At 72.8% G+C, this 18095-nt stretch carries 17 protein-coding genes; 9 read left to right on the top strand and 8 right to left on the bottom strand.

The annotated features are described in order from the left end of the window. Positions 1–116 precede the first annotated feature (116 nt). A complete protein-coding gene (locus ITJ55_RS09325; RefSeq protein ID WP_194595118.1) occupies positions 117–1325 on the top strand; it encodes an alcohol dehydrogenase catalytic domain-containing protein in 1209 nt (402 codons plus the stop codon). A 105-nt stretch (positions 1326–1430) separates the two neighbouring features. On the opposite strand, the gene ITJ55_RS09320 is transcribed toward ITJ55_RS09325, so the two are convergent. Then, positions 1431–4931 (bottom strand): bifunctional proline dehydrogenase/L-glutamate gamma-semialdehyde dehydrogenase, encoded by a 3501-nt coding sequence (locus tag ITJ55_RS09320; protein WP_194595117.1) that lies wholly within the window; start codon positions 4929–4931, stop codon positions 1431–1433. A gap of 219 nt (positions 4932–5150) precedes the next feature. Here ITJ55_RS09320 and ITJ55_RS09315 point away from each other — a divergent pair, with 219 nt between their 5' ends. Together ITJ55_RS09315 and ITJ55_RS09310 are read left to right on the top strand one after the other, a co-directional pair. Continuing rightward, on the top strand, positions 5151–6200 hold the full coding sequence (locus tag ITJ55_RS09315; protein ID WP_194595116.1) for an ATP-binding cassette domain-containing protein: 1050 nt from the start codon (positions 5151–5153) through the stop codon (positions 6198–6200). Next, a complete protein-coding gene (locus tag ITJ55_RS09310; RefSeq protein ID WP_194595115.1) occupies positions 6197–7051 on the top strand; it encodes an ABC transporter permease in 855 nt (284 codons plus the stop codon). Before ITJ55_RS09315 ends, ITJ55_RS09310 begins: the two co-directional genes overlap by 4 nt. Positions 7052–7087: 36 nt before the next feature. On the opposite strand, the gene ITJ55_RS09305 is transcribed toward ITJ55_RS09310, so the two are convergent. After that, complete coding sequence (locus ITJ55_RS09305) at positions 7088–7780, bottom strand: TetR/AcrR family transcriptional regulator (protein ID WP_194595114.1); 693 nt, start codon at positions 7778–7780, stop codon at positions 7088–7090. Positions 7781–7867: 87 nt separating this feature from the next. Between ITJ55_RS09305 and ITJ55_RS09300 the strand changes: the two genes are divergently transcribed. Continuing rightward, complete coding sequence (locus ITJ55_RS09300) at positions 7868–9115, top strand: MFS transporter (protein ID WP_194595113.1); 1248 nt, start codon at positions 7868–7870, stop codon at positions 9113–9115. On the opposite strand, the gene ITJ55_RS09295 is transcribed toward ITJ55_RS09300, so the two are convergent. From ITJ55_RS09295 to ITJ55_RS09275, 5 genes are all read right to left on the bottom strand, one after another. Next, the gene (locus ITJ55_RS09295) at positions 9108–9344 is read right to left on the bottom strand and encodes a hypothetical protein (RefSeq protein WP_056259415.1); all 237 of its coding nucleotides are present in this window, start codon (positions 9342–9344) and stop codon (positions 9108–9110) included. The two genes, ITJ55_RS09300 and ITJ55_RS09295, sit on opposite strands and share 8 nt — an antisense overlap. Before the next feature lie 85 nt (positions 9345–9429). Next, on the bottom strand, positions 9430–9636 hold the full coding sequence (locus tag ITJ55_RS09290) for a DUF2945 domain-containing protein (protein WP_194595112.1): 207 nt from the start codon (positions 9634–9636) through the stop codon (positions 9430–9432). 122 nt (positions 9637–9758) lie between these two features. After that, positions 9759–10208 carry a YdeI/OmpD-associated family protein gene (locus ITJ55_RS09285; protein WP_194595111.1) on the bottom strand — a complete coding sequence of 150 codons (450 nt, stop codon included), beginning with the start codon at positions 10206–10208 and terminating at the stop codon, positions 9759–9761. Positions 10209–10360: 152 nt separating this feature from the next. After that, a complete protein-coding gene (locus tag ITJ55_RS09280) occupies positions 10361–11125 on the bottom strand; it encodes an SDR family oxidoreductase (protein ID WP_194595110.1) in 765 nt (254 codons plus the stop codon). Positions 11126–11161: 36 nt separating this feature from the next. Further along, the gene (locus tag ITJ55_RS09275) at positions 11162–11887 is read right to left on the bottom strand and encodes a LysR substrate-binding domain-containing protein (RefSeq protein ID WP_194595109.1); all 726 of its coding nucleotides are present in this window, start codon (positions 11885–11887) and stop codon (positions 11162–11164) included. A gap of 33 nt (positions 11888–11920) precedes the next feature. Between ITJ55_RS09275 and ITJ55_RS09270 the strand changes: the two genes are divergently transcribed. The 3 genes from ITJ55_RS09270 (at position 11921) to ITJ55_RS09260 (ending at position 14640) form a co-directional block, all read left to right on the top strand. Beyond that, positions 11921–12358, top strand: a complete 438-nt coding sequence (locus tag ITJ55_RS09270) for a DUF5997 family protein (RefSeq protein ID WP_194595108.1) — start codon at positions 11921–11923, stop codon at positions 12356–12358. 94 nt (positions 12359–12452) lie between these two features. Further along, complete coding sequence (locus ITJ55_RS09265; protein WP_194595107.1) at positions 12453–13355, top strand: neutral zinc metallopeptidase; 903 nt, start codon at positions 12453–12455, stop codon at positions 13353–13355. 277 nt (positions 13356–13632) lie between these two features. After that, positions 13633–14640 (top strand): NADP-dependent oxidoreductase, encoded by a 1008-nt coding sequence (locus tag ITJ55_RS09260; protein ID WP_194595106.1) that lies wholly within the window; start codon positions 13633–13635, stop codon positions 14638–14640. Between the two features lie 147 nt (positions 14641–14787). Here ITJ55_RS09260 and ITJ55_RS09255 read toward each other — a convergent pair whose 3' ends face one another. Then, entirely contained in the window at positions 14788–15711 is a 924-nt protein-coding gene (locus ITJ55_RS09255) for a carbohydrate kinase family protein (protein WP_194595105.1), read from the bottom strand. A gap of 81 nt (positions 15712–15792) precedes the next feature. Here ITJ55_RS09255 and ITJ55_RS09250 point away from each other — a divergent pair, with 81 nt between their 5' ends. Next, on the top strand, positions 15793–16734 hold the full coding sequence (locus ITJ55_RS09250) for an ROK family protein (RefSeq protein ID WP_194595104.1): 942 nt from the start codon (positions 15793–15795) through the stop codon (positions 16732–16734). A gap of 170 nt (positions 16735–16904) precedes the next feature. Next, positions 16905–17948 carry an NAD(P)-dependent alcohol dehydrogenase gene (locus tag ITJ55_RS09245; protein ID WP_194595103.1) on the top strand — a complete coding sequence of 348 codons (1044 nt, stop codon included), beginning with the start codon at positions 16905–16907 and terminating at the stop codon, positions 17946–17948. Positions 17949–18095: the final 147 nt, after the last annotated feature.

Raw genomic sequence — 18095 nt, 5'->3', positions numbered from 1 at the left:
CCAGGGCACACCTCCCGCCGCGCGAAGGCGGCCTACCGTCACCCGGGTAACGGCAGCGGACCGGCACGATCCGGTCGGCCGCCGTCGCGAATCGACTCGACGGAAGGACCACCCCCATGAAGGCAGTCGTCTGGCACGGCATCGGCGACATCCGACTCGACGAGGTCGCCGACCCCACGATCGTCGACCCCACCGACGCGGTCGTCCGCATCACCCGCAGTGCGATCTGCGGCACCGACCTGCACTTCGTGCGCGGCACCATGGCCCCGATGGCCGAGGGCACGATCCTCGGTCACGAGGCCGTCGGCGTCGTCACGGCGGTCGGCGACGACGTGCGCGGCTTCAGCGCCGGCGACCGCGTCGTCATCAACTCGACCGTCTCGTGCGGCACCTGCCGGTACTGCCGTCAGGGGCAGACGGCCCAGTGCGACGTCGCGAACCCCAACGGCCCCGACGCCGGCACCTGCTTCTTCGGCGGCCCGGCCTCGACAGGCCCGGTGAACGGCCTGCAGGCCGAGGCGGTGCGCGTGCCCTTCGCCCAGAACACGATGCACCGCCTGCCCGACACGGTGAGCGACGAGCAGGCGATCCTGCTGAGCGACATCTTTCCCACCGGCTGGTTCGGCGCCCAGCTGGCCGGGGTCACCCGCGGTGACGTGGTCGCCGTCTTCGGTGCCGGCGTGGTCGGCCAGTTCGCGATCGCCTCGGCCTTCAAGCAGGGTGCGAGCCGGGTCATCGTCGTCGACCGCGAGGAGACGCGCCTCGCGCAGGCCCTCGCCCAGAACGCCGAGATCGTCGACTTCGACGAGGAGGATCCGGTCGAGACCATCAAGCGCCTCACCGCCGGAGCCGGAGTCGACGCCGTCATCGACGCGGTCGGCGTCGACGCGCAGCACGCGAGCCACGGCCCGGCAGCACCCGATGCCGACACGGCCGCCGAGTTCGCCGCCGAGGTCGAGCAGGTCGCCCCCGACGCGAACCCGCAGGGCGACCAGTGGGTGCCCGGCAACGCCCCGACGCAGGCCCTGCGCTGGGCCGTCGAGGTCGTCGCGAAGTACGGCCGCATCGGCGTCATCGGCGTCTACTCGCCGACCGTCACGTCGTTCCCGTTCGGCGAGGCGATGCTGAAGAACCTCACCGTCCGCATGGGCAACTGCGACCACCACTCGGTGACGCCGCCCCTGATCGACCTGGTCGCGTCGGGCCAGTTCGACCCGACGGCCTTCATCACCGAACACGAGGGCATCGGCTCGGCGATCGAGGCCTACGAGGCGTTCGACCGCCGCGAACCCGGCTGGACCAAGGTCGAGGTCGTCGCCGGCTGAGTCGCCCCGGAACACACCTCGTCGCACCGCACCGGGTGTCGTGCACCGCACCTCGTCTCGACGCGGTGTGGTGCACGACACGCGGTGCGGTGTCGCAGGGGCGGGTCAGATGACGTCGGCGCTCCACGGGTCGGGGTTGCCGAACCGGTGCGCCGTGATGGCGACGGCCTGCTCGCGCAGGAACGGCAGCAGCTCGAGGCGGCCGGTCGGCGTCACGGGGGCCGCGAACACGGCGACCGCCGGGTCGCCGCCGAGGGCGTCGGCGAGGGCCGAGGAGGCGCGGGTCGCGTCGCCCGCGCCCGTCACCAACCGCACGCGCTCGGTCGACAGCCGGCCCGCGCGCACCCGGGCGTGCCAGGCCGCGTCGTCCTCGTGCACCACGTCGGAGGCCGCGAGGCCGAGCGCCCGGACGAGCGCGACGGGCAGCTCGATCGACGACGACACCGTGAGCGGGGCGCCCGAGCGGAGGCCGGCGAGCAGCACACGGACCAGGTCGGCCGGTGCGGCGCCGTCGGCGGCGCGGACCGTCACCGGCAGCGCGCGGTAGCGCAGCAGGTCGCGCTCGAGGCCGAGGTCGCTCACGTCGCGGGCGACGCCGAACTCGGTCGCCCAGAAGTGTTCGTCGCCGGCGGCAGCGGCACGCAGGTCGTCGGAGGCCGACGCACCCGACGCCCCGAGCAGCGGCGACGCGGCCTCGAGGGCGGCCAGGGCCTCGCGACCCGGGCGCGCCTCCTGCGGCTCGGTCAGCGCGGTGGGTCGCCACGACCCGAGGTGCACGAGGTAGTTCGGGCCACCGGCCTTGGCGCCCGCGCCGACCGACGACTTCTTCCAGCCGCCGAACGGCTGGCGCCGCACGATCGCGCCGGTGATGCCCCGGTTGACGTAGAGGTTGCCCGCCTCGACGCGGTCGAGCCAGGTGGACAGCTCGGCGGGGTCGAGGGTGTGCAGTCCGGCCGTCAGCCCGTAGTCGGTCGCGTTCTGCAACTCGATCGCCTCGTCGAGGGTCGTCGCGGTCATGATGCCGAGGACGGGGCCGAAGTACTCGGTCAGGTGGAACTCGCTGCCCGCGGCGACGCCGGCGCGGACGCCGGGCGACCAGAGACGGCCCGTGTCGTCGAGCTGCTTCGGTTCGACCAGCCAGGTCTCACCCGCTCCGAGGGAGGTCAACGCCCGCTCGAGCTTGCCGTGGGCCGGTTCGACGATGGGGCCCATCTGCGTCGTCGGGTCGGAGGGCAGGCCGACGCGCAGGGTGGAGGCGGCGTCGACGAGCTGACGGCGGAAGCGCTCCGACGTCGCGACCGAGCCGACGAGGATCACCAGGCTCGCCGCCGAGCACTTCTGCCCCGCGTGGCCGAACGCCGACTTGATGACGTCGGAGGCGGCCAGGTCGAGGTCGGCACTCGGGGTGACGACGATCGCGTTCTTGCCACTGGTCTCGGCGAGCAGGGGCAGGTCGGTGCGCCAGCTGGTGAAGAGCGCGGCGGTCTCGAAGGCACCGGTGAGGATCACGCGGTCGACCGAGGGGTGCGAGACCAGGTGGCGCCCGAGGTCGCCCTCGTCGACGTCGACCAGCTTGAGCACCTCACGGGGCACGCCGGCGTCCCAGAGGGCCTGCACCATGACGGCGCCGCTCCGCTTCGCCTGGCCGGCCGGCTTGATCACGACGCTGCTGCCCGCGGCGAGCGCCGCGAGGGTCGAGCCGGCCGGGATCGCGAGGGGGAAGTTCCAGGGCGGGGTGATCAGGGTGAGTCGCTCGGGCACGAACGTCGCGCCGTCGACCCGGTCGAGCTCTTCGGCGAGGTGCGCGTACCAGTTGGCGAAGTCGATCGCCTCGCTGACCTCGACGTCGCCCTCGGCGACCGTCTTGCCGGTCTCGCTCGCCGCGACCTCCATCAGGTCGGCGCGTCGGGCCGACAGCGTGGCCGCGGCCTCGCGCAGGACGACCGCCCGGCCCGCGCCTCCCCGGGCCGCCCAGTCGGTGGACGCCGCCACGGCGTCCGCGACGATGGCGTCGAGGGCGGCGACGTCGGTGATGCGGGCGGACTCGATCAGCTCGACGCCGAGGCGCGAGTCGGCCGAGCGCGCGGCGATCTCGCGGCCCCAGGCCCGGTTGTCGGCGAGGGCGGGGTCGGTGTCGGGCTCGTTGTCGAAGCCGCTGCCGGCCGGGCGCGGCTGCAGCGCCTGGGCCGCGTCGAGGCGGCTCTGCACGCGGTGCGGCGCCGGGGCGTCGCCGTCGACGTCGGCGAGCGACGCGAGGAACCGCCCCTTCTCGCGCTCGAACATGGCCTCGTTCGAGGCGAGCTCGAACACGGCCGACATGAAGTTCTCGCTCGAGGCGTTCTCTTCGAGGCGACGGATCAGGTAGCTGATGGCGACGTCGAACTCGCGGGGGTGCACGACGGGCGTGTAGAGCAGCAGCCCGCCGACGTCGGCCTTGACGAGCTCGGCCTGCCCCTCGGCCATGCCCAGCAGCATCTCGAACTCGACCCGGTCGCCCACGCCGCGGGCCTCGGCCAGCAGGTGCGCGAAGGCGATGTCGAACAGGTTGTGGCCGGCGACCCCGACGCGCACGGCCCGGGTGCGCTCGGGCGTGAACGCCCAGGCCAGCACCCGCTTGTAGTTCGTGTCGCTGCCCTGCTTGGTGTCGTAGGTCGCGAGGGGCCACTCGTGCACCGTGGCGTCGACGGTCTCCATCGCGAGGTTCGCCCCCTTGACGATGCGCACCTTGATCGGGGCGCCGCCGGCGTCGACGCGCTCGGTCGCCCAGGTGGTGAGGTGCTGCAGCGCGCCGAGGGCGTCGGGCAGGTAGGTCTGCAGCACGATGCCGGCCTCGAGGCCCTTCAGCTGCGGCTGGTCGAGGAGGCGCGTGAAGACCGCGATCGTGAGGTCGAGGTCGCGGTACTCCTCCATGTCGAGGTTGATGAACTTGGGCTTCGGCGACTCGGCGGCGAGCTCGTAGAGCGGGGTGAGCTTCTCGACCACGCGCTCGACGGTCTCGTCGAAGGCCCACATCGAGAGCTGGCTGACGATGGACGACACCTTGATCGACACGTAGTCGACGTCGTCTCGGGCGAGCAGGGCCCGGGTGCCGGCGAGACGGTGCTCGGCCTCGGCGTCGCCCAGCACGGCCTCGCCGAGCAGGTTGAGGTTCAGCCGCGTCTCGGCCTTCTTGATCTTCGCGATGGCGGCACCGAGCTTGGCCGGCCGGGCGTCGGCGACGAGGTGGCCGACCATGCCGCGCAGCACGCGACGGGCGATCGGCACGACGACGCCGGGCAGCACGGGGGCCATGACGCCGCCGAGGCGCACGGCGCTGCGCATGTGCCACGGCAGGAAGGCCGGGGCCTGCTTCGCCAGCACCGACAGGTTGCGGGCGGCGACGCCGAGGTCTTCGGGGCGGACGACCCGGTCGACGAACCCGATCGTGAAGGCGAGCCCGGACTCGTCCTTCAGCACCTGGGCGAGCAGGTGGGCCGAGCCGGTGCTCGGGGCGCTCGACGCCTCGTGCGCCCAGCGGCGGGCCAGGGCGACGGCGTCGTCGCCGATGCCGACGGGCAGGAGCTGTTCAGCGGTGGACGGCCCCGCCGTCTCGTCGATGGTGGTCATGGGATGAATGTAGGACGGAACTTGCCACCCGGCAAGGTTTGACGCGAGAACGTGACGTGCGCCGCGCCTCCTCGTCGCCTTCCCGTCGTCACGGGCTCGACAGGCACTGGCGGCGGCGGCTGCGGAGCGCTACCTTGGGCGCGTTCAGGTGACGCACAGCGCTCACCAAGACCGACCCGTCTGCCGACGGGCGGGCGACCCTCACCACCGGGAGCACGCATGGCGATGATCGAAGCACGCGGCCTGACGAAGACCTACCGGTCGAAGTCCGGGCCGGTCCGGGCGTTGACCGGCCTCGACCTGACCGTGCCCGAGGGCACCGTCAAGGCGCTGCTCGGGCCGAACGGCGCCGGCAAGACGACCGGGGTGAAGATGCTCACCACCCTCGAGCGACCCGACTCGGGCACGGCCACGATCGCCGGGCTCGACGTCGTCGACGACGCCCAGGCGGTCCGCCGGTCCATCGGCGTCTCGGGGCAGTACGCCGCGGTCGACGAGAACCTCACCGGCTTCGAGAACCTCGACATGATCGGTCGCCTCTACCACCTGGGCAGCCGGGTCAGCCGCGACCGGGCCCGCGAGCTCATCGACCTCTTCGACCTGACCGCCGCGGGCGACCGCCCGGTGAAGGGCTTCTCGGGTGGCATGCGGCGACGCATCGACCTCGCCGGCGCGCTCGTCACGAACCCGCGCGTGCTGTTCCTCGACGAGCCGACCACGGGACTCGACCCGCGCAGCCGGCTCGCCCTCTGGGACATCATCACGGGGCTCGTCGACGGCGGCACGACGGTGCTGCTGACCACGCAGTACCTCGAGGAGGCCGACCGGCTGGCCGACGACATCTCGGTCATCGACGGCGGGGCCGTGATCGCCGAGGGGACGGCCGACCAGCTCAAGGCGCAGGTCGGCGGCCACCGCCTGGTCGTCGCCCTCGTCGACGAGGCCCGCGCCGACCAGGCCGTCGAGGTGCTGCGACGACACGGCGACTCCGACCCGAGCGTCGGCGCCGACGGCCGTCAGCTCGAGGTCGCGGTCACCGACGGCCCGACCGCCCTGCAGCGCACGTTGGCCGACCTCGGTGCGGCCGGCATCGAACTGCACGACGCCGGCATGCGGCGCCCCACACTCGACGACGTCTTCCTGCAGCTCACCGGTCACCGTGCGGCCGACGACGACGCGGGCGACGACGCCGACTCCCCCGGCGACGACGCGGGCGGCGGCCGAGGCCGCGGACGACGTGGCACGAAGAAGAACGAGGCACGCGCATGACCACCACCGGCACCACCGCCGCCCTCACCCAGACCCTGCGCCCGTCGACCGACACCGGCGTCGGCACCTGGGCGTCGGACGGCTGGACCGTCACCAAGCGCAACCTGATCAAGGTCAAGCGCTCGCCCGACATGCTGATCTTCGCCGTGCTGCAGCCGATCATGTTCGTGCTGCTGTTCAGCCAGGTCTACGGCGGCGCCATCGCCGTCGAGGGCACCGACTACACGCAGTTCTTGATGGCCGGCATCTTCGCGCAGACCGTGGTCTTCGGCTCGACCTTCTCGGGAGCGGCCATGGCGCAAGACCTGAAAGAGGGCATCATCGACCGGTTCCGCACCCTGCCGATGAGCCCGTCGGCCGTGCTGATCGGTCGCACGAACAGCGACCTGGTGCTCAACACGATCTCGATGGTGATCATGATGCTGACCGGCCTCGCGGTCGGCTGGCGGGTGAACGCGTCACCGGCGTCGTTCGTCGGTGGCGTCGCCCTGCTGCTGCTGTTCAGCTACTCGTTCAGCTGGGTGATGGCGCTGCTCGGCATGAGCGTCAAGACGCCCGAGACCATCAACAACGCGTCGTTCATGATCCTGTTCCCGTTGACGTTCGTCTCGAACGCCTTCGTGCCGAGCGACACCCTGCCGACCGTGCTGCGGGTCTTCGCCGAGTGGAACCCGGTGTCGTCGCTCGTGCAGGCCGCCCGCACCTCGTTCGGCAACCTGGGCGACACCCCGGTGCCCGACATCTGGACGATGCAGCACCCCTACGCGACCGTCCTGCTCGGCATCGCGGTCATGCTCGTCGTCTTCGTGCCGCTCTGCATCCGGAAGTTCCAGCGCATCAGCGCGAAGTGACCGGCCGCGGCCGGTCGAGCACCCGGGAGGCGCGGGTCAGCCCGCGCGCCCGGCCGCGTCCCGCACGGCGGCGTCGAGTTCGCTCGTCGGCACCGTGAGGACGCTGCCGATCACGAGCCGCATCAGTGCGGGCACGTCCACGGCGTCGCGCTCGTACAACCACTGCAGTTGCAGGCCGTCCTGCACGGCCAGCACGACGCGGGCCGCGGACTCGGCGGTGAAGCCGTCGCGCAACCAGCCCCGGGCCTGGGCGAGCCCGAGGTAGGCCGAGGTCGACGAGACGATGCGCTCGTAGTAGTCGGCGTAGTAGTGGTGCGCCGGGTGGTCGGGCGACGTGGCCTCGGCCGACGCCGTGATGAAGAGCGAGATCACCACGGGCACGTCGACGTTGTACTCGGCGAGCGCCACGAGCTCGTCGACGCGCATGCCCCCGTCGTCCTCGAAGTGCCGACGCAGGCGTTCGTCGCGTCGCCGCAGCACGGCCATCAGCAGTTCGTCCTTGGTCGGGAAGTAGTGCATCAGCGACTGGTGCGAGACGCCGCAGCGTCGGGCGATCTCGCGGAGCGTCGCCCCGTGGAACCCGACCTTGCCGAAGACGGGCAGGGCCGCGTCGAGGATCGCCTCACGCTTGGCGATGCCCTTGCGATACCGGCCGGGCTCGCGCACGACGCCGACCGGGTCGGCGTCGCTCACGTCGGCGCGGGTCGCGTCGGGCTCGGAGGCGTCCATCGGGGTCAGCCTAGGTCGTCCGGTCCGCCCGTGACGACGCCTCGGGACGCGGCGTCGACGCACGGGGCGTCGGCATAGAGTTCAGCGGTGCCGTGGTCGCTGCTGAGAACGCCTGCCTTCCGGGCCCTCTGGGTCGGGCGGCTGTTCTCGTGGCTGGGCAGCGGGCTCGCCCCCCTCGCGATCGTCTTCGCGGCGGTCGACCTCGGCGCCGACGCCGTCGACCTCGGCCTGGTGGTCGTCGCCCGCTCGGTGCCGAACATCGTGCTCGTGCTGGTCGGCGGCGCCCTCGCCGACCGGTTCTCGAAGCGCCTCGTGGCGATCGTGTCGTCGTGGGTGTCGGCCGGGTCGCTCGTCGCGGCGGCCGCGCTCATGCTCACGCAGTCCGAGACGCTCGTCAGCCTCGCCGCCGTCGGGGCGGTCAACGGGGCAGCGGCGGCGTTCTTCGGTCCGGCCACCAGTGTCCTGCTCCGTGAGACGGTGCCCGACGACCGGCTGCGCGACGCGACCGTCCTCAGCCGCATCGGCATGAACGTCGGCCTCGTCGTCGGCACGGCGGTGGGCGGCGCCGTGGTGGGCACCGCGGGCTCGGGCGTCGCCCTGGCCGTCGGGGCCGGGGTCTTCGCGGTCGCGGCCGTCGTGTTCGTGGGGCTGCCCCGGGGCGGTGCCCGCGCCTCCGGAGGCACCACGGTGCTGAGCGACCTCGGCAGCGGGCTCGGCTTCGTATGGCGCACCCGCTGGTTGGCCTCGACGGCGGCGCTCGCGTTCACGTTCCAGTTCGCGTTCGCTGGCGGGGTGCAGGTCGTCGGGCCACTGGTCGCCGACCAATCGTTCGGGCGCCTGCTCTGGGGCTTCGCCGGGGCGGTGCAGACGCTCGGCCTGATCGCGGGTGCGTTCTGGGCCGGTGCCCTGCGCGGTCGCCTGCGGCTCTGGGCCGCCTGCCTCGGTGCGGCGGCGCTGGCCCTGCCGCTCGTGCTGCTGTCGTTCGCCTACGGCACCGACCCGGTGGTCTTCGACCCGCTGCACTGGTTCTTCTGGATCGCCCTCGGGCTCTTCGCCGCGAGCGTCGGCCTCGAGATCTTCACCGTGCCGCTCGACGTGGTCGTGCAGCGGCAGGTGCCGGGCGCCTACCTCGGCCGGGTGTTCTCGTGCCTGACGCTGGCGTCGCTCGCCGGCGTGCCGGTCGGTGAGGTGACGGTGGGCCCGCTCACCGAGCTGATCGGCACGCCGGCGACGCTCGCCGCCCTGGCCGGACTCGTCGTCGCCGTCGCGGTCGCCGTGGCGCTCAGCTCACGGGTGCGTCGGGTCGACACCGGCCAGGAGGCGCGGGTCAGCTGAACTCGCCGCGCTCGATCGCCTCGGCGTACTTGCGCACGTCCGGGCCCGGCTCGTAGTCGATGAAGCGGTCCTTGACGGCCTCGTTGATCGCCTTGAAGGACTCCTCCCACGACTCGCCCGAGTGGGCGGCCGCGGCGTCGCGGACGGCATCGCGCAACACGTTGTCGGCGTCGGTCAGGATCTTGTCGCGCGCCTCGTCGTTCCAGCGCACGTCGTTCAGGTCGGCCATGGTGTTCTCCTCGTCGGGGTGTGGCGGGGTGGGGCTGGGCAGGTGGAACCGGGGATGGTGGGTGCTGCTACTTCTTCGAGCTGAGCTACTTCTTCGGGCTCAGCGACGAGCCCTTGTGCGCCGCCTTCGCGCCGCTCTTGTCGCTCTCGACGACGAAGTACGGCTCGTCGTCCGACGCCTTGAACTTCTGCCCGTCGAGCTGGAACTCCTTCACGCGCTTCTCCACGACCGTGCCGTGGGTCTCGCCCTGAGGGGTGTTCCAGGTGACGTGGTCTCCCTTGCTGAACGACATCGCGCCTCCTTGGTGTGTCGGTCCTCCCCGCGGCGTCCGATGCCCCGCGGTGGTGGCGTGGACGGTACGCCGCCGCGGCCGACGACCCACCCAGCGACGCGGGGTACAGCGCCGGGGCGGGCTCAGCCGGCCAGGGCGGCGAGTGCGGCGGCGAGCCGACGCGCTCGGGTCTCGGCGGTCTTCGCCGCACCGATCGGTTCGACGAGGGCGCGCTGACGGCTGTACGACAGGGACGCGTAGGAGGCGCGGGCCGCGTCGTCCGCGTCGAGCGCCTCGCGCAGGTCGGCCGGCACCTCGACCACCCGCGGCTCGGTGTCGAGGGTCAGCGTGACCTCGACCTCCTGCCCGCCGACGACGCCGGACGCCGCCCGGTGCTCGGCACTGACCGGGATCAAGAACCGCCCGCCCATGCTCGCGACCGTGCTGCGGTAGGTGTGGCCCCCGACCGTGACGACGACCGCGGGCTTCTTCCCCGACGCCAACGACTCGACGACCTCGGGCGGCACGACGATGCCCGTCGCGTTCGTGCGGGCCTCGGCGATGGTCGTGCGGAACGTCACGGGTTCGGTCATGCCCGGATGCTAGCGAGCCGCCGCGCACGGCACCACCGCTCCGCGTTTCGTGCACCGCACCGCAACTAGTCGCGGTGCGGTGCACGAAACGCGGTGCGGTGCGGTGCGGTGCGGCAGCGCGGTGCGGCGGTGCGGTGCGGCAGCGTCGCGGGTCAGACCGAGAAACCGCCGTCGGCCTTGATCAGTTGGCCCGAGATCCAGCGGCCGGGGGGCGACAGCAAGAACCGCACGACCTGGCCGATGTCGGCGGGCGTCCCGAGTCGCCCGGTCGGCTGCTGCTCGGTGCCGCTGGCGCGGATCTCGTCGTCCATCCACCCGGTGTCGATCGGGCCGGGGTTCAGCGCGTTCGACGAGACGCCCAGGTGACCGAGCTCGCGGGCCGCCGCGATCACGAGCCTGTCGAGGGCCCCCTTGCTCGAGCCGTACGGCAGGTTGTGCACGACGTGGTCGCTGGTCAGGGCGACCACCCGGGCGCCGTCGTCGAGCCGGTCGACCGGCGGCAGCTGCTCGGCGAACGCCTTGATCGCCAGCCAGGCCGCCCGCACGTTGACGGCGTAGTGCGCGTCCCAGCTCTCGAGGCTCGTGTCGAGGATCGACGAGTCGACGCTGTGCGAGTGCGACAGCACGAGTGCCGTGACCGGCCCCAGGTCGGCGTTCACCGCCCCGAGGAGGCGCGCGGGGGTCTCCGGGTCCGCCAGGTCGGCCGGGTACACGGCCACGCGCGCACCCGCCCCTTCGAGCTCGGTGACGAGCGACCCGACGTCCATCGCCGCCAGACCCCAGGGCATCGAGGCGTCGTAACCGTCCCAGGTGGTCAGGGCGAGGTCCCAGCCGTCGGCGGCGAGCTCGTGCGCGATGCCGTTCGCGATCGAGGACGTGCGGCCGGCGCCGGTCAGCAGGCAGATCTTCTTCGACATGCCCTCAGCTTGTCAGACCGACCGGTTCGGAGCGGGTCAGCGGCCGCGGCGCGGCCGGCTGCGACCCGTGCCGCGCTGCGGCCCGCGGCCCTTCGGCGGCGTGCGCTTCGGCTTCGCCCCGCGCGGGTCGGGAGCCGCCCCCTTGCGGGCCGAGGCCTCGCGCTCGGGTTCGTCGCGCCTCCTCGACCTCGAGCTGCGGGCCGTGCGGCCCCGCACGACGCCGATGAAGTCGTCGAGGTCGTCGGTCAGGTCACCCTCGGGCCAGACCAGCGCGATCGTCGTCGGCGGCAGGTCGGCGACGTAGCGGTAGGTGACCTCTTTCCGGGCGTGGAGGCGCGCGAGCGACTGCGGCATCACGGCGACGCCCGCCCCCGTGGCGACGACCGCGACGGCGTCGGCGGCCGAGAGCGCCGGGTCGAGGTCGTGCCGGTGCTCGCCCCCGAACGCGGCCGCCTCGACCTCGTCCTCGGCGCCTGCCGCGGCGACGACGTGGTCCTTGGGCACCACGACCACGGCGCGCTCGTCGTAGAGGCGGATCACCGAGAGCCCCTCGGCGTCGACCGGCAGCCGTGCCAACACCATGTCGACGCGGTCGTCGCCGCGGGCCACGGCGAGCGCCGGGACCGCGTCGACGTCGACCAGCGGCACGAAGGCCAGCGGGGTCTCGGGCCGGCGCTCGGCCCAGAGCCTCGACCACTTCGACAGGGTCACCCCGGGCACGACCCCGATGCGGAACGGGGCACGGGTCGGCTCGGTCGTCATGGGTCGAGGGTATCGGCCCGGTACCCTGGGCAGATGACCTCCGACGCGCCGTCCGGCAAGCAGCCGCAGACCCTCAAGCCCTTCACGGCCGCCAAGAAGCTCGGGGTGTACCTGCCGGCCACGCCCGACGAGTTCCAGGCCTCCCCCGTCACGCGCGAGGCGTTCGCCGAGCTCAGCACGAACCCGCCCGAGTGGCTCTCCGAGCTGCGCCGCACCGGCCCGCACCCGCGCCCGGTCGTCGCGCAGAAGCTCGGCATCTCGACCTCGGGCCTCGCCCGCGCCGGCGTCGACGACGTCATGACCACCGAGCAGATCCACGCCCTGCTCGACGAGATGCCCGACTGGTTGCGCACCGAGCGCGGCATCCACGCCGACGTGCGCGAAGAAGAACTGCGCGTCAAAGAGCGCAACGCCGGCCGCGAGGTGCTGCGCAAGGAGCGCGAGGCGCAAGAAGCCGCCGAAGGGCGCTGACGCTCGACGAGCGCACTGACGCCCGCGAAAGTCGCCGACGCCGCTGGGGGCCAGTGAGGGGCACCGACGCCCCCGCTGCGCTACCGTCGGCGACATGTCATTCAACGACGACGCGCGCCTCGACGGCAGCAAGGTCAGGCGACGTGGTCGCGGTCGCACGGCGGGGATCGCCGGCGGCGGCCTCGGCATCGTCGGCGTGATCGCGGTGTTCCTCATCAGCCAGGCCACCGGCGTCGACGTCTCGGGCCTGCTCGGTGGTGGCACCGGCTCGGGCGCCGCGCAACCGCTGGACTCCGGCGACCTCTCGTCCGAGTGCACCACCGGCGCCCAGGCCAACGACAGCATCGACTGCCGGATGGTGGGTGCCGCGACCTCGCTCAACACGTACTGGGGCGATGAGGCACCGGCCCTGGGCGTCAGCGACTACCGCACGCCCGACTTCTTCCTGTTCAGCGGGTCGACCGACACCGGCTGCGGTGGCGCGACGAGCGCCACCGGCCCGTTCTACTGCCCGCCCGACGAGGCGCTCTTCGTCGACACCGACTTCTTCGAGCAGCTGCGCTCGCAGTTCGGCGCGAGCGGCGGCCCCCTCGCCCAGATGTACGTCGTGGGTCACGAGTGGGGCCACCACATCCAGCAGCTGACCGGCGCCTTCGACCGCGCCGACCGCAGCGACACCGGGCCGGGCTCCGACACCATCCGGCTCGAGGTCCAGGCCGACTGCTACGCCGGCGCCTGGGTCGGTGCGGCGTCGACCGTCCAGGACGCGAACGGCGTGACGTTCCTCGAGCCCGTCACCGACCAGCAGGTCGCCGACGCACTCGACGCCGCGGCGGCCGTGGGCGACGACCGCATCCAGTCCGCGGGCGGCGGGCAGGTCGACCCCGACACCTGGACGCACGGCTCGGCCGAGCAGCGCCAGAAGTGGTTCGAGACCGGGCGCAGCCAGGGCGCGACGGCGTGCGACACGTTCTCGGTGCCGACCGACCAGCTCTGACGACGAGGCCGACCCGCGCCTCCTGACCGCGATGGCGGGCACCGGGCCCGGGCACCGGGCGCCGAGCAACAGGCACCGGGCGCCGGGCGCCGAGCAACAGGCACCGGGCAGCGGGCAGCGGGCAGCGGGCAGCGGGCACCCGACACCCCCGCACCCGCCAGGCGTCCCAGGCAACTCGAAGCGTGCCCTGCGGTCGGCCCGGGCACGGAGGGCGCACACTTCACTCACCCTCGCGACGGCACAGGAGCCGCCGCGACGACCGCAGTGGAGGCACGTCATGGCACGTTCAGGCAAGGCCATCGAGTTCGACGCGTACGGCGACGTCGCCCAGCTGCACTTCGTCGAGCAGCCGCTGCCGACGCCCGCCGACGACGAGGTCGTCGTCGAGGTCATCTGTGCGGGCCTCAACCACATCGAGAACTTCATCCGGCAGGGCGACTTCGTCGACCGGCTGCCCCTCGAGTTCCCCGCCCGCGAGGGGTCGTGCTTCGCCGGCATCGTCAAGAAGCGCGGGGCGGCCGTGCGCAACTTCTCGGTCGGGGCCGAGGTGATCGGCCACGCGGTCGGCGGAGGCGCGCACGCGACCTACATCGCCGTGCCGGCGAGCGCCGTGGTGCCGAAGCCGCAGCACGTCCCGTGGGAGGTCGCGGGCGGCCTCTACCTGGCGGGAGCGACGGCGTACGACACCGTCCGCAGCCTGCACCTCGGCCCGGACGACGTCGTGGTCATCACGGCCGCGGCGGGCGGCGTCGGCCACATCGAGTGCCAGCTCGCGATGCAGCTGGGCGCCAAGGTGATCGGCACGTGCAGCCCCGGCAACCACGACTACCTCCGCTCGATCGGCGTCGTGCCGGTCGACTACGGCGAGGGCCTGCGCGAGCGCATCGACAAGGCGGCAGGCACCGACCGCTCGGTGACGGCCTTCATCGACAACTTCGGCGGCGACAACCCGGCCCTCAGCACCGACCTCGGCGTCCTGCCGTCGCGGTTCAGCTCGAGCGAGGACCGCCTCGAGCGCGAGATCCGCTTCATCGGCGCCGAGCGCGACGACACCGAGCCGGCCATGATCCTCTCGGCCCTCGCGAAGCTGATCGCCGAGAACAAGCTGCGCGTGCTCGTCTCGGGCTTCTACCCGTTCGACTACATCGCCCAGGCCTTCGAAGACCTCGCCGAGCAGCACTCGCGCGGCAAGGTCGTGGTCGGCATGCAGCCGGTCGAGACCGGGGCCCGCTCGCACTGGTACCTGTCGGGCAAGGCCCGGGCGGTCGCCGAGTCGCTCGGCTGAGCCGCGCCGTCGACCGTCCGACACACCGCCGGGTGGACGAGACGCCGCCGCATGCCGCGGCGTCGTGTCCACACGGCGGCGTCCGCGCGGCGGCGTCCGCGCGACGGCAGAGCGCAGGAGGTGCGGGTCGGCTGAGCCGCGTCGGCGTCAGCGGGGCAGCCGCAGCAGCGCCCCCGGAGCCCTGACCGTCGCCGCCGCGACGTCCATGGCCCCCTCGAGCGCCCCCGACCAGTCGACCGAACCGGGCTGACGCCGCTCGGCGAGCAACGAGGCGACGATCGAGGCGAAGGTCGCGTCCCCGGCGCCCATCGTGTCGACGACCTCGCCGTCGGCCGACGAGATGCCGCGGGTCAGGGCCGTGCCCGAGGCCGCGTCCGCCGACCCGGCGAGCACCAGGCTCGCCCCGGCCGAGCCGCGTGTCGCGAGGACTCCCCCGGTGCCCGAGGCGAGCAGCGCCTCCTGCCAGTCGGCGAGCGAGCACCCGGCGACGAGCTCGGCGTCGTCGTCGCCGACCTTGACGAGCAGGGCCGACGCCGCGACCCGCGCGAAGCCGGCCGCGAAGTCGGCGATCTGTGCGGCCCCGCCGGGCAAGAACCCGGGGCGCGGGTTCGGGTCGACGACCAGCCGCACGGGGTCGGTGCCGACGACGCGCAACAGACGGTCGGTGAGGGCGGCGTCGTCGAACGGGTACGAGCTGACCGCGACGACCGGAGCCGCCTCGAGCACCCTGAGCTGCTCGGGCGAGAAGTCGAGGCCGCGCGCGACGGCGGCGTCGGTGAAGACGTAGGTCGGCTCGCCGTCGACCCGCAGCGACACCGCCCGACCGGTGCCGAGGGGGTTGGTCGTCGCGACCAGCTCGACGCCGTGCTCGGCCAGGAACGCTCGGATCGCCTCGCCGTCGGCGTCGTCGCCGATCGAGGCGAGCAACGTCGTCGGTACGCCGAGGCGGCTGAGCCCGACGGCGACGTTGAGGCCGGCGCCGCCGACGTGGTCGGTCGACCCCTCGTCGGTGCGGATCTCGTCGATGAGGGCGTCGCCGAGAACGGCGACCCGACCGTCGGTGGTGTGCATGGGGTGCCTTTCGTCAGCGTGCCGGCAGCCACCCTAGTGCGGCGGCCGACCCGGTCGCACGCCCCCGCTACGCTGGCCGACGTGACCGATTACGCACTGGCCGTCGACGTGGGCGGAACGAAGGTCGAGGCGGCGCTGGTCGCCTCCGACGGAGCCCTGCTCGACGGAAGCCGCGACCGCCGCCCCACCGGCGCCGGGTCGACCTCCGACGAACTCGCCGAGGCGGTGCGCGCGGTCGTCGCGCACGCCCTCGCCGCCCTGCCCGACGGCGACGCGCTCGTCGGCGCGGGCATCGGCAGCGCCGGCCCGGTCGACCTCGTGCACGGCACGGTCTCGCCGATCAACCTGCACGCCTGGCGGGGCTACCCGCTGCGCGAGCAGGTCGCGGCCCTCGCCGCCTCGACCCTGCCCGACGCCGCCCCCGTCACGCTGCGCCTCGACGGCGTCAGCCTCGCCCTGGCCGAGCACTGGGTGGGCGCGACGCAGGGCGCCGACAACGCGCTGGCGATCACCGTCTCGACCGGCGTCGGCGGCGGGCTCATCGTGAACGGCCGCCTGCTCTCGGGCGGCACCGGCAACGCCGGCCACATCGGTCAGATCCAGATCGCCGACCGCCCCGCCGGCGAGAACGCCTGGGCCGCCACCCTCGAGGTCATCGCCTCGGGCCCGAACGTCGTCGCCTGGGCGCGGGCGCAGGGCTGGCAGGGCGAACGGGGTGAAGACCTCGCGGCCGGCTACGTGGCGGGCGACGAGATCGCCGTGGCCGCCGTCCGACGGTCGGCGAACGCCGTGGGCGAGGCCGTGTCGTCGGTCACCACGCTGCTCGACCTCGACGTCGTCGCGATCGGCGGCGGGTTCTCGCGCGTCAGCGAGGACTACCTCGACCTGGTCCGGGCCACCGTCCAGGAGGCGCCGGTCAACGAGTACGCCCGTCGCGTCCGCGTCGTCCGCTCCGGGTTGAGCGACGAGAGCCCGCTGGTCGGGGCCGCCGCGCTCGTCTGGCGAGCCGAGCTGCTCGGCTGAGCCGCGCCTCCTCGGGGCCCGACCCGCGCCTCCCTCGGTCGGACGGCCGGGCGGACGGGTGGCTGGGAGCCGATGTCGGCGGACCGGCCTAGTGTGGGTTGCATCCCACAACGTCGTCGGACTTCGGCGCGCCCACGAGGCGTGCACCGCCCACCAACGGAGGTCTTCCCGTGCCCACCACCGTCCCCGTCCTGCTCACGCCGTCCGCCGGCGCACCCTTCGAGCACTCCACCGTCGAGCTGCGCGACGTCGGCCCGAACGACGTCCAGATCGACATCGCCTTCGCCGGCATCTGCCACAGCGACATCCACCAGGCCCGCGAAGAGTGGGGCAAGGCCATCTTCCCGATGGTGCCCGGCCACGAGATCGCCGGCATCGTCACCGAGGTCGGCTCCGACGTCACCAAGCACAAGGTCGGCGACCGCGTCGGCATCGGCTGCTTCGTCGACAGCTGCCGCGAGTGCGAGAACTGCCTCGCGGGCGAGCAGCAGTTCTGCGTCAAGGGCAACGTCGCGACCTACAACGGCCGTCAGTACTCGGGCGAGCCCACCTACGGCGGCTACGCCAAGCAGATCGTCGCCGACGAGAACTACGTGCTGTCGATCCCCGAGGGCATCGCGCTCGACGAGGCCGCGCCGCTGCTCTGCGCCGGCATCACGACCTACTCGCCGCTGAAGCACTGGGGTGCCGGCCCCGGCAAGAAGGTCGCCGTCGTCGGCATGGGTGGGCTCGGCCACATGGCCGTCAAGATCGCGCACGCCCTGGGTGCCGAGGTCACCGTCATCAGCCAGACGCTCTCGAAGCAGGAGGACGGCCTGAAGCTCGGCGCCGACCACTACTACGCCTCGAGCGACCCCGACACCTTCAAGGCCCTGCGCAGCTCGTTCGACCTGATCATCAACACGATCTCGGCCGACATGGACATCGACGCCTACGCCCGCACCCTGCGCCTCAACGGCACCATGGTGTTCGTCGGCCTGCCCGAGAACCCGCAGTCGTTCAGCGCCGGTTCGCTCATCGGCGGTCGTCGCAGCCTCGCCGGGTCGAACATCGGCGGCATCCCCGAGACGCAAGAGATGCTGGACTTCTGCGCCGAGCACCACATCGGCGCCGAGATCGAGACGATCGGCGCCGACGAGGTCGACGAGGCCTACGAGCGCGTCGTCGCCAGCAAGGTCCGCTACCGCTTCGTGATCGACACCGCGACGATCTAGCACCTCTCCGTTGCACGACGAAGGCCCCCTCCCGTCGCGGGAGGGGGCCTTCGTCGTCGGCCCGCCGCGACACCCCGGCATGCGGCGCTCGACGATTTGGCTAGGCAGGTGTTCAGCGCCGATCGAAGGGGTGCGGGCGCGCACCCC

The sequence above is a fragment of the Frigoribacterium sp. VKM Ac-1396 genome, assembly GCF_015350895.1.
Lineage (GTDB): Bacteria > Actinomycetota > Actinomycetes > Actinomycetales > Microbacteriaceae > Frigoribacterium.
Note: the sequence above shows the minus strand (reverse complement) of the source record. Positions and strands in the feature narration are given on the sequence as shown.

Bases quoted from the DNA above. Each gene is read 5' to 3' on its own strand.
- ITJ55_RS09275 (WP_194595109.1), bottom strand. From the start codon at position 11,887: ATGACGACCGAGCCGACCCGTGCCCCGTTCCGCATCGGGGTCGTGCCC.
- ITJ55_RS09255 (WP_194595105.1), bottom strand. From the start codon at position 15,711: ATGCACACCACCGACGGTCGGGTCGCCGTTCTCGGCGACGCCCTCATC.
- ITJ55_RS09260 (WP_194595106.1), top strand. From the start codon at position 13,633: ATGGCACGTTCAGGCAAGGCCATCGAGTTCGACGCGTACGGCGACGTC.
- ITJ55_RS09305 (WP_194595114.1), bottom strand. From the start codon at position 7,780: ATGGACGCCTCCGAGCCCGACGCGACCCGCGCCGACGTGAGCGACGCC.
- ITJ55_RS09320 (WP_194595117.1), bottom strand. From the start codon at position 4,931: ATGACCACCATCGACGAGACGGCGGGGCCGTCCACCGCTGAACAGCTC.
- ITJ55_RS09285 (WP_194595111.1), bottom strand. From the start codon at position 10,208: ATGACCGAACCCGTGACGTTCCGCACGACCATCGCCGAGGCCCGCACG.
- ITJ55_RS09315 (WP_194595116.1), top strand. From the start codon at position 5,151: ATGGCGATGATCGAAGCACGCGGCCTGACGAAGACCTACCGGTCGAAG.
- ITJ55_RS09295 (WP_056259415.1), bottom strand. From the start codon at position 9,344: ATGGCCGACCTGAACGACGTGCGCTGGAACGACGAGGCGCGCGACAAG.
- ITJ55_RS09290 (WP_194595112.1), bottom strand. From the start codon at position 9,636: ATGTCGTTCAGCAAGGGAGACCACGTCACCTGGAACACCCCTCAGGGC.
- ITJ55_RS09310 (WP_194595115.1), top strand. From the start codon at position 6,197: ATGACCACCACCGGCACCACCGCCGCCCTCACCCAGACCCTGCGCCCG.
- ITJ55_RS09270 (WP_194595108.1), top strand. From the start codon at position 11,921: ATGACCTCCGACGCGCCGTCCGGCAAGCAGCCGCAGACCCTCAAGCCC.
- ITJ55_RS09280 (WP_194595110.1), bottom strand. From the start codon at position 11,125: ATGTCGAAGAAGATCTGCCTGCTGACCGGCGCCGGCCGCACGTCCTCG.
- ITJ55_RS09265 (WP_194595107.1), top strand. From the start codon at position 12,453: ATGTCATTCAACGACGACGCGCGCCTCGACGGCAGCAAGGTCAGGCGA.
- ITJ55_RS09325 (WP_194595118.1), top strand. From the start codon at position 117: ATGAAGGCAGTCGTCTGGCACGGCATCGGCGACATCCGACTCGACGAG.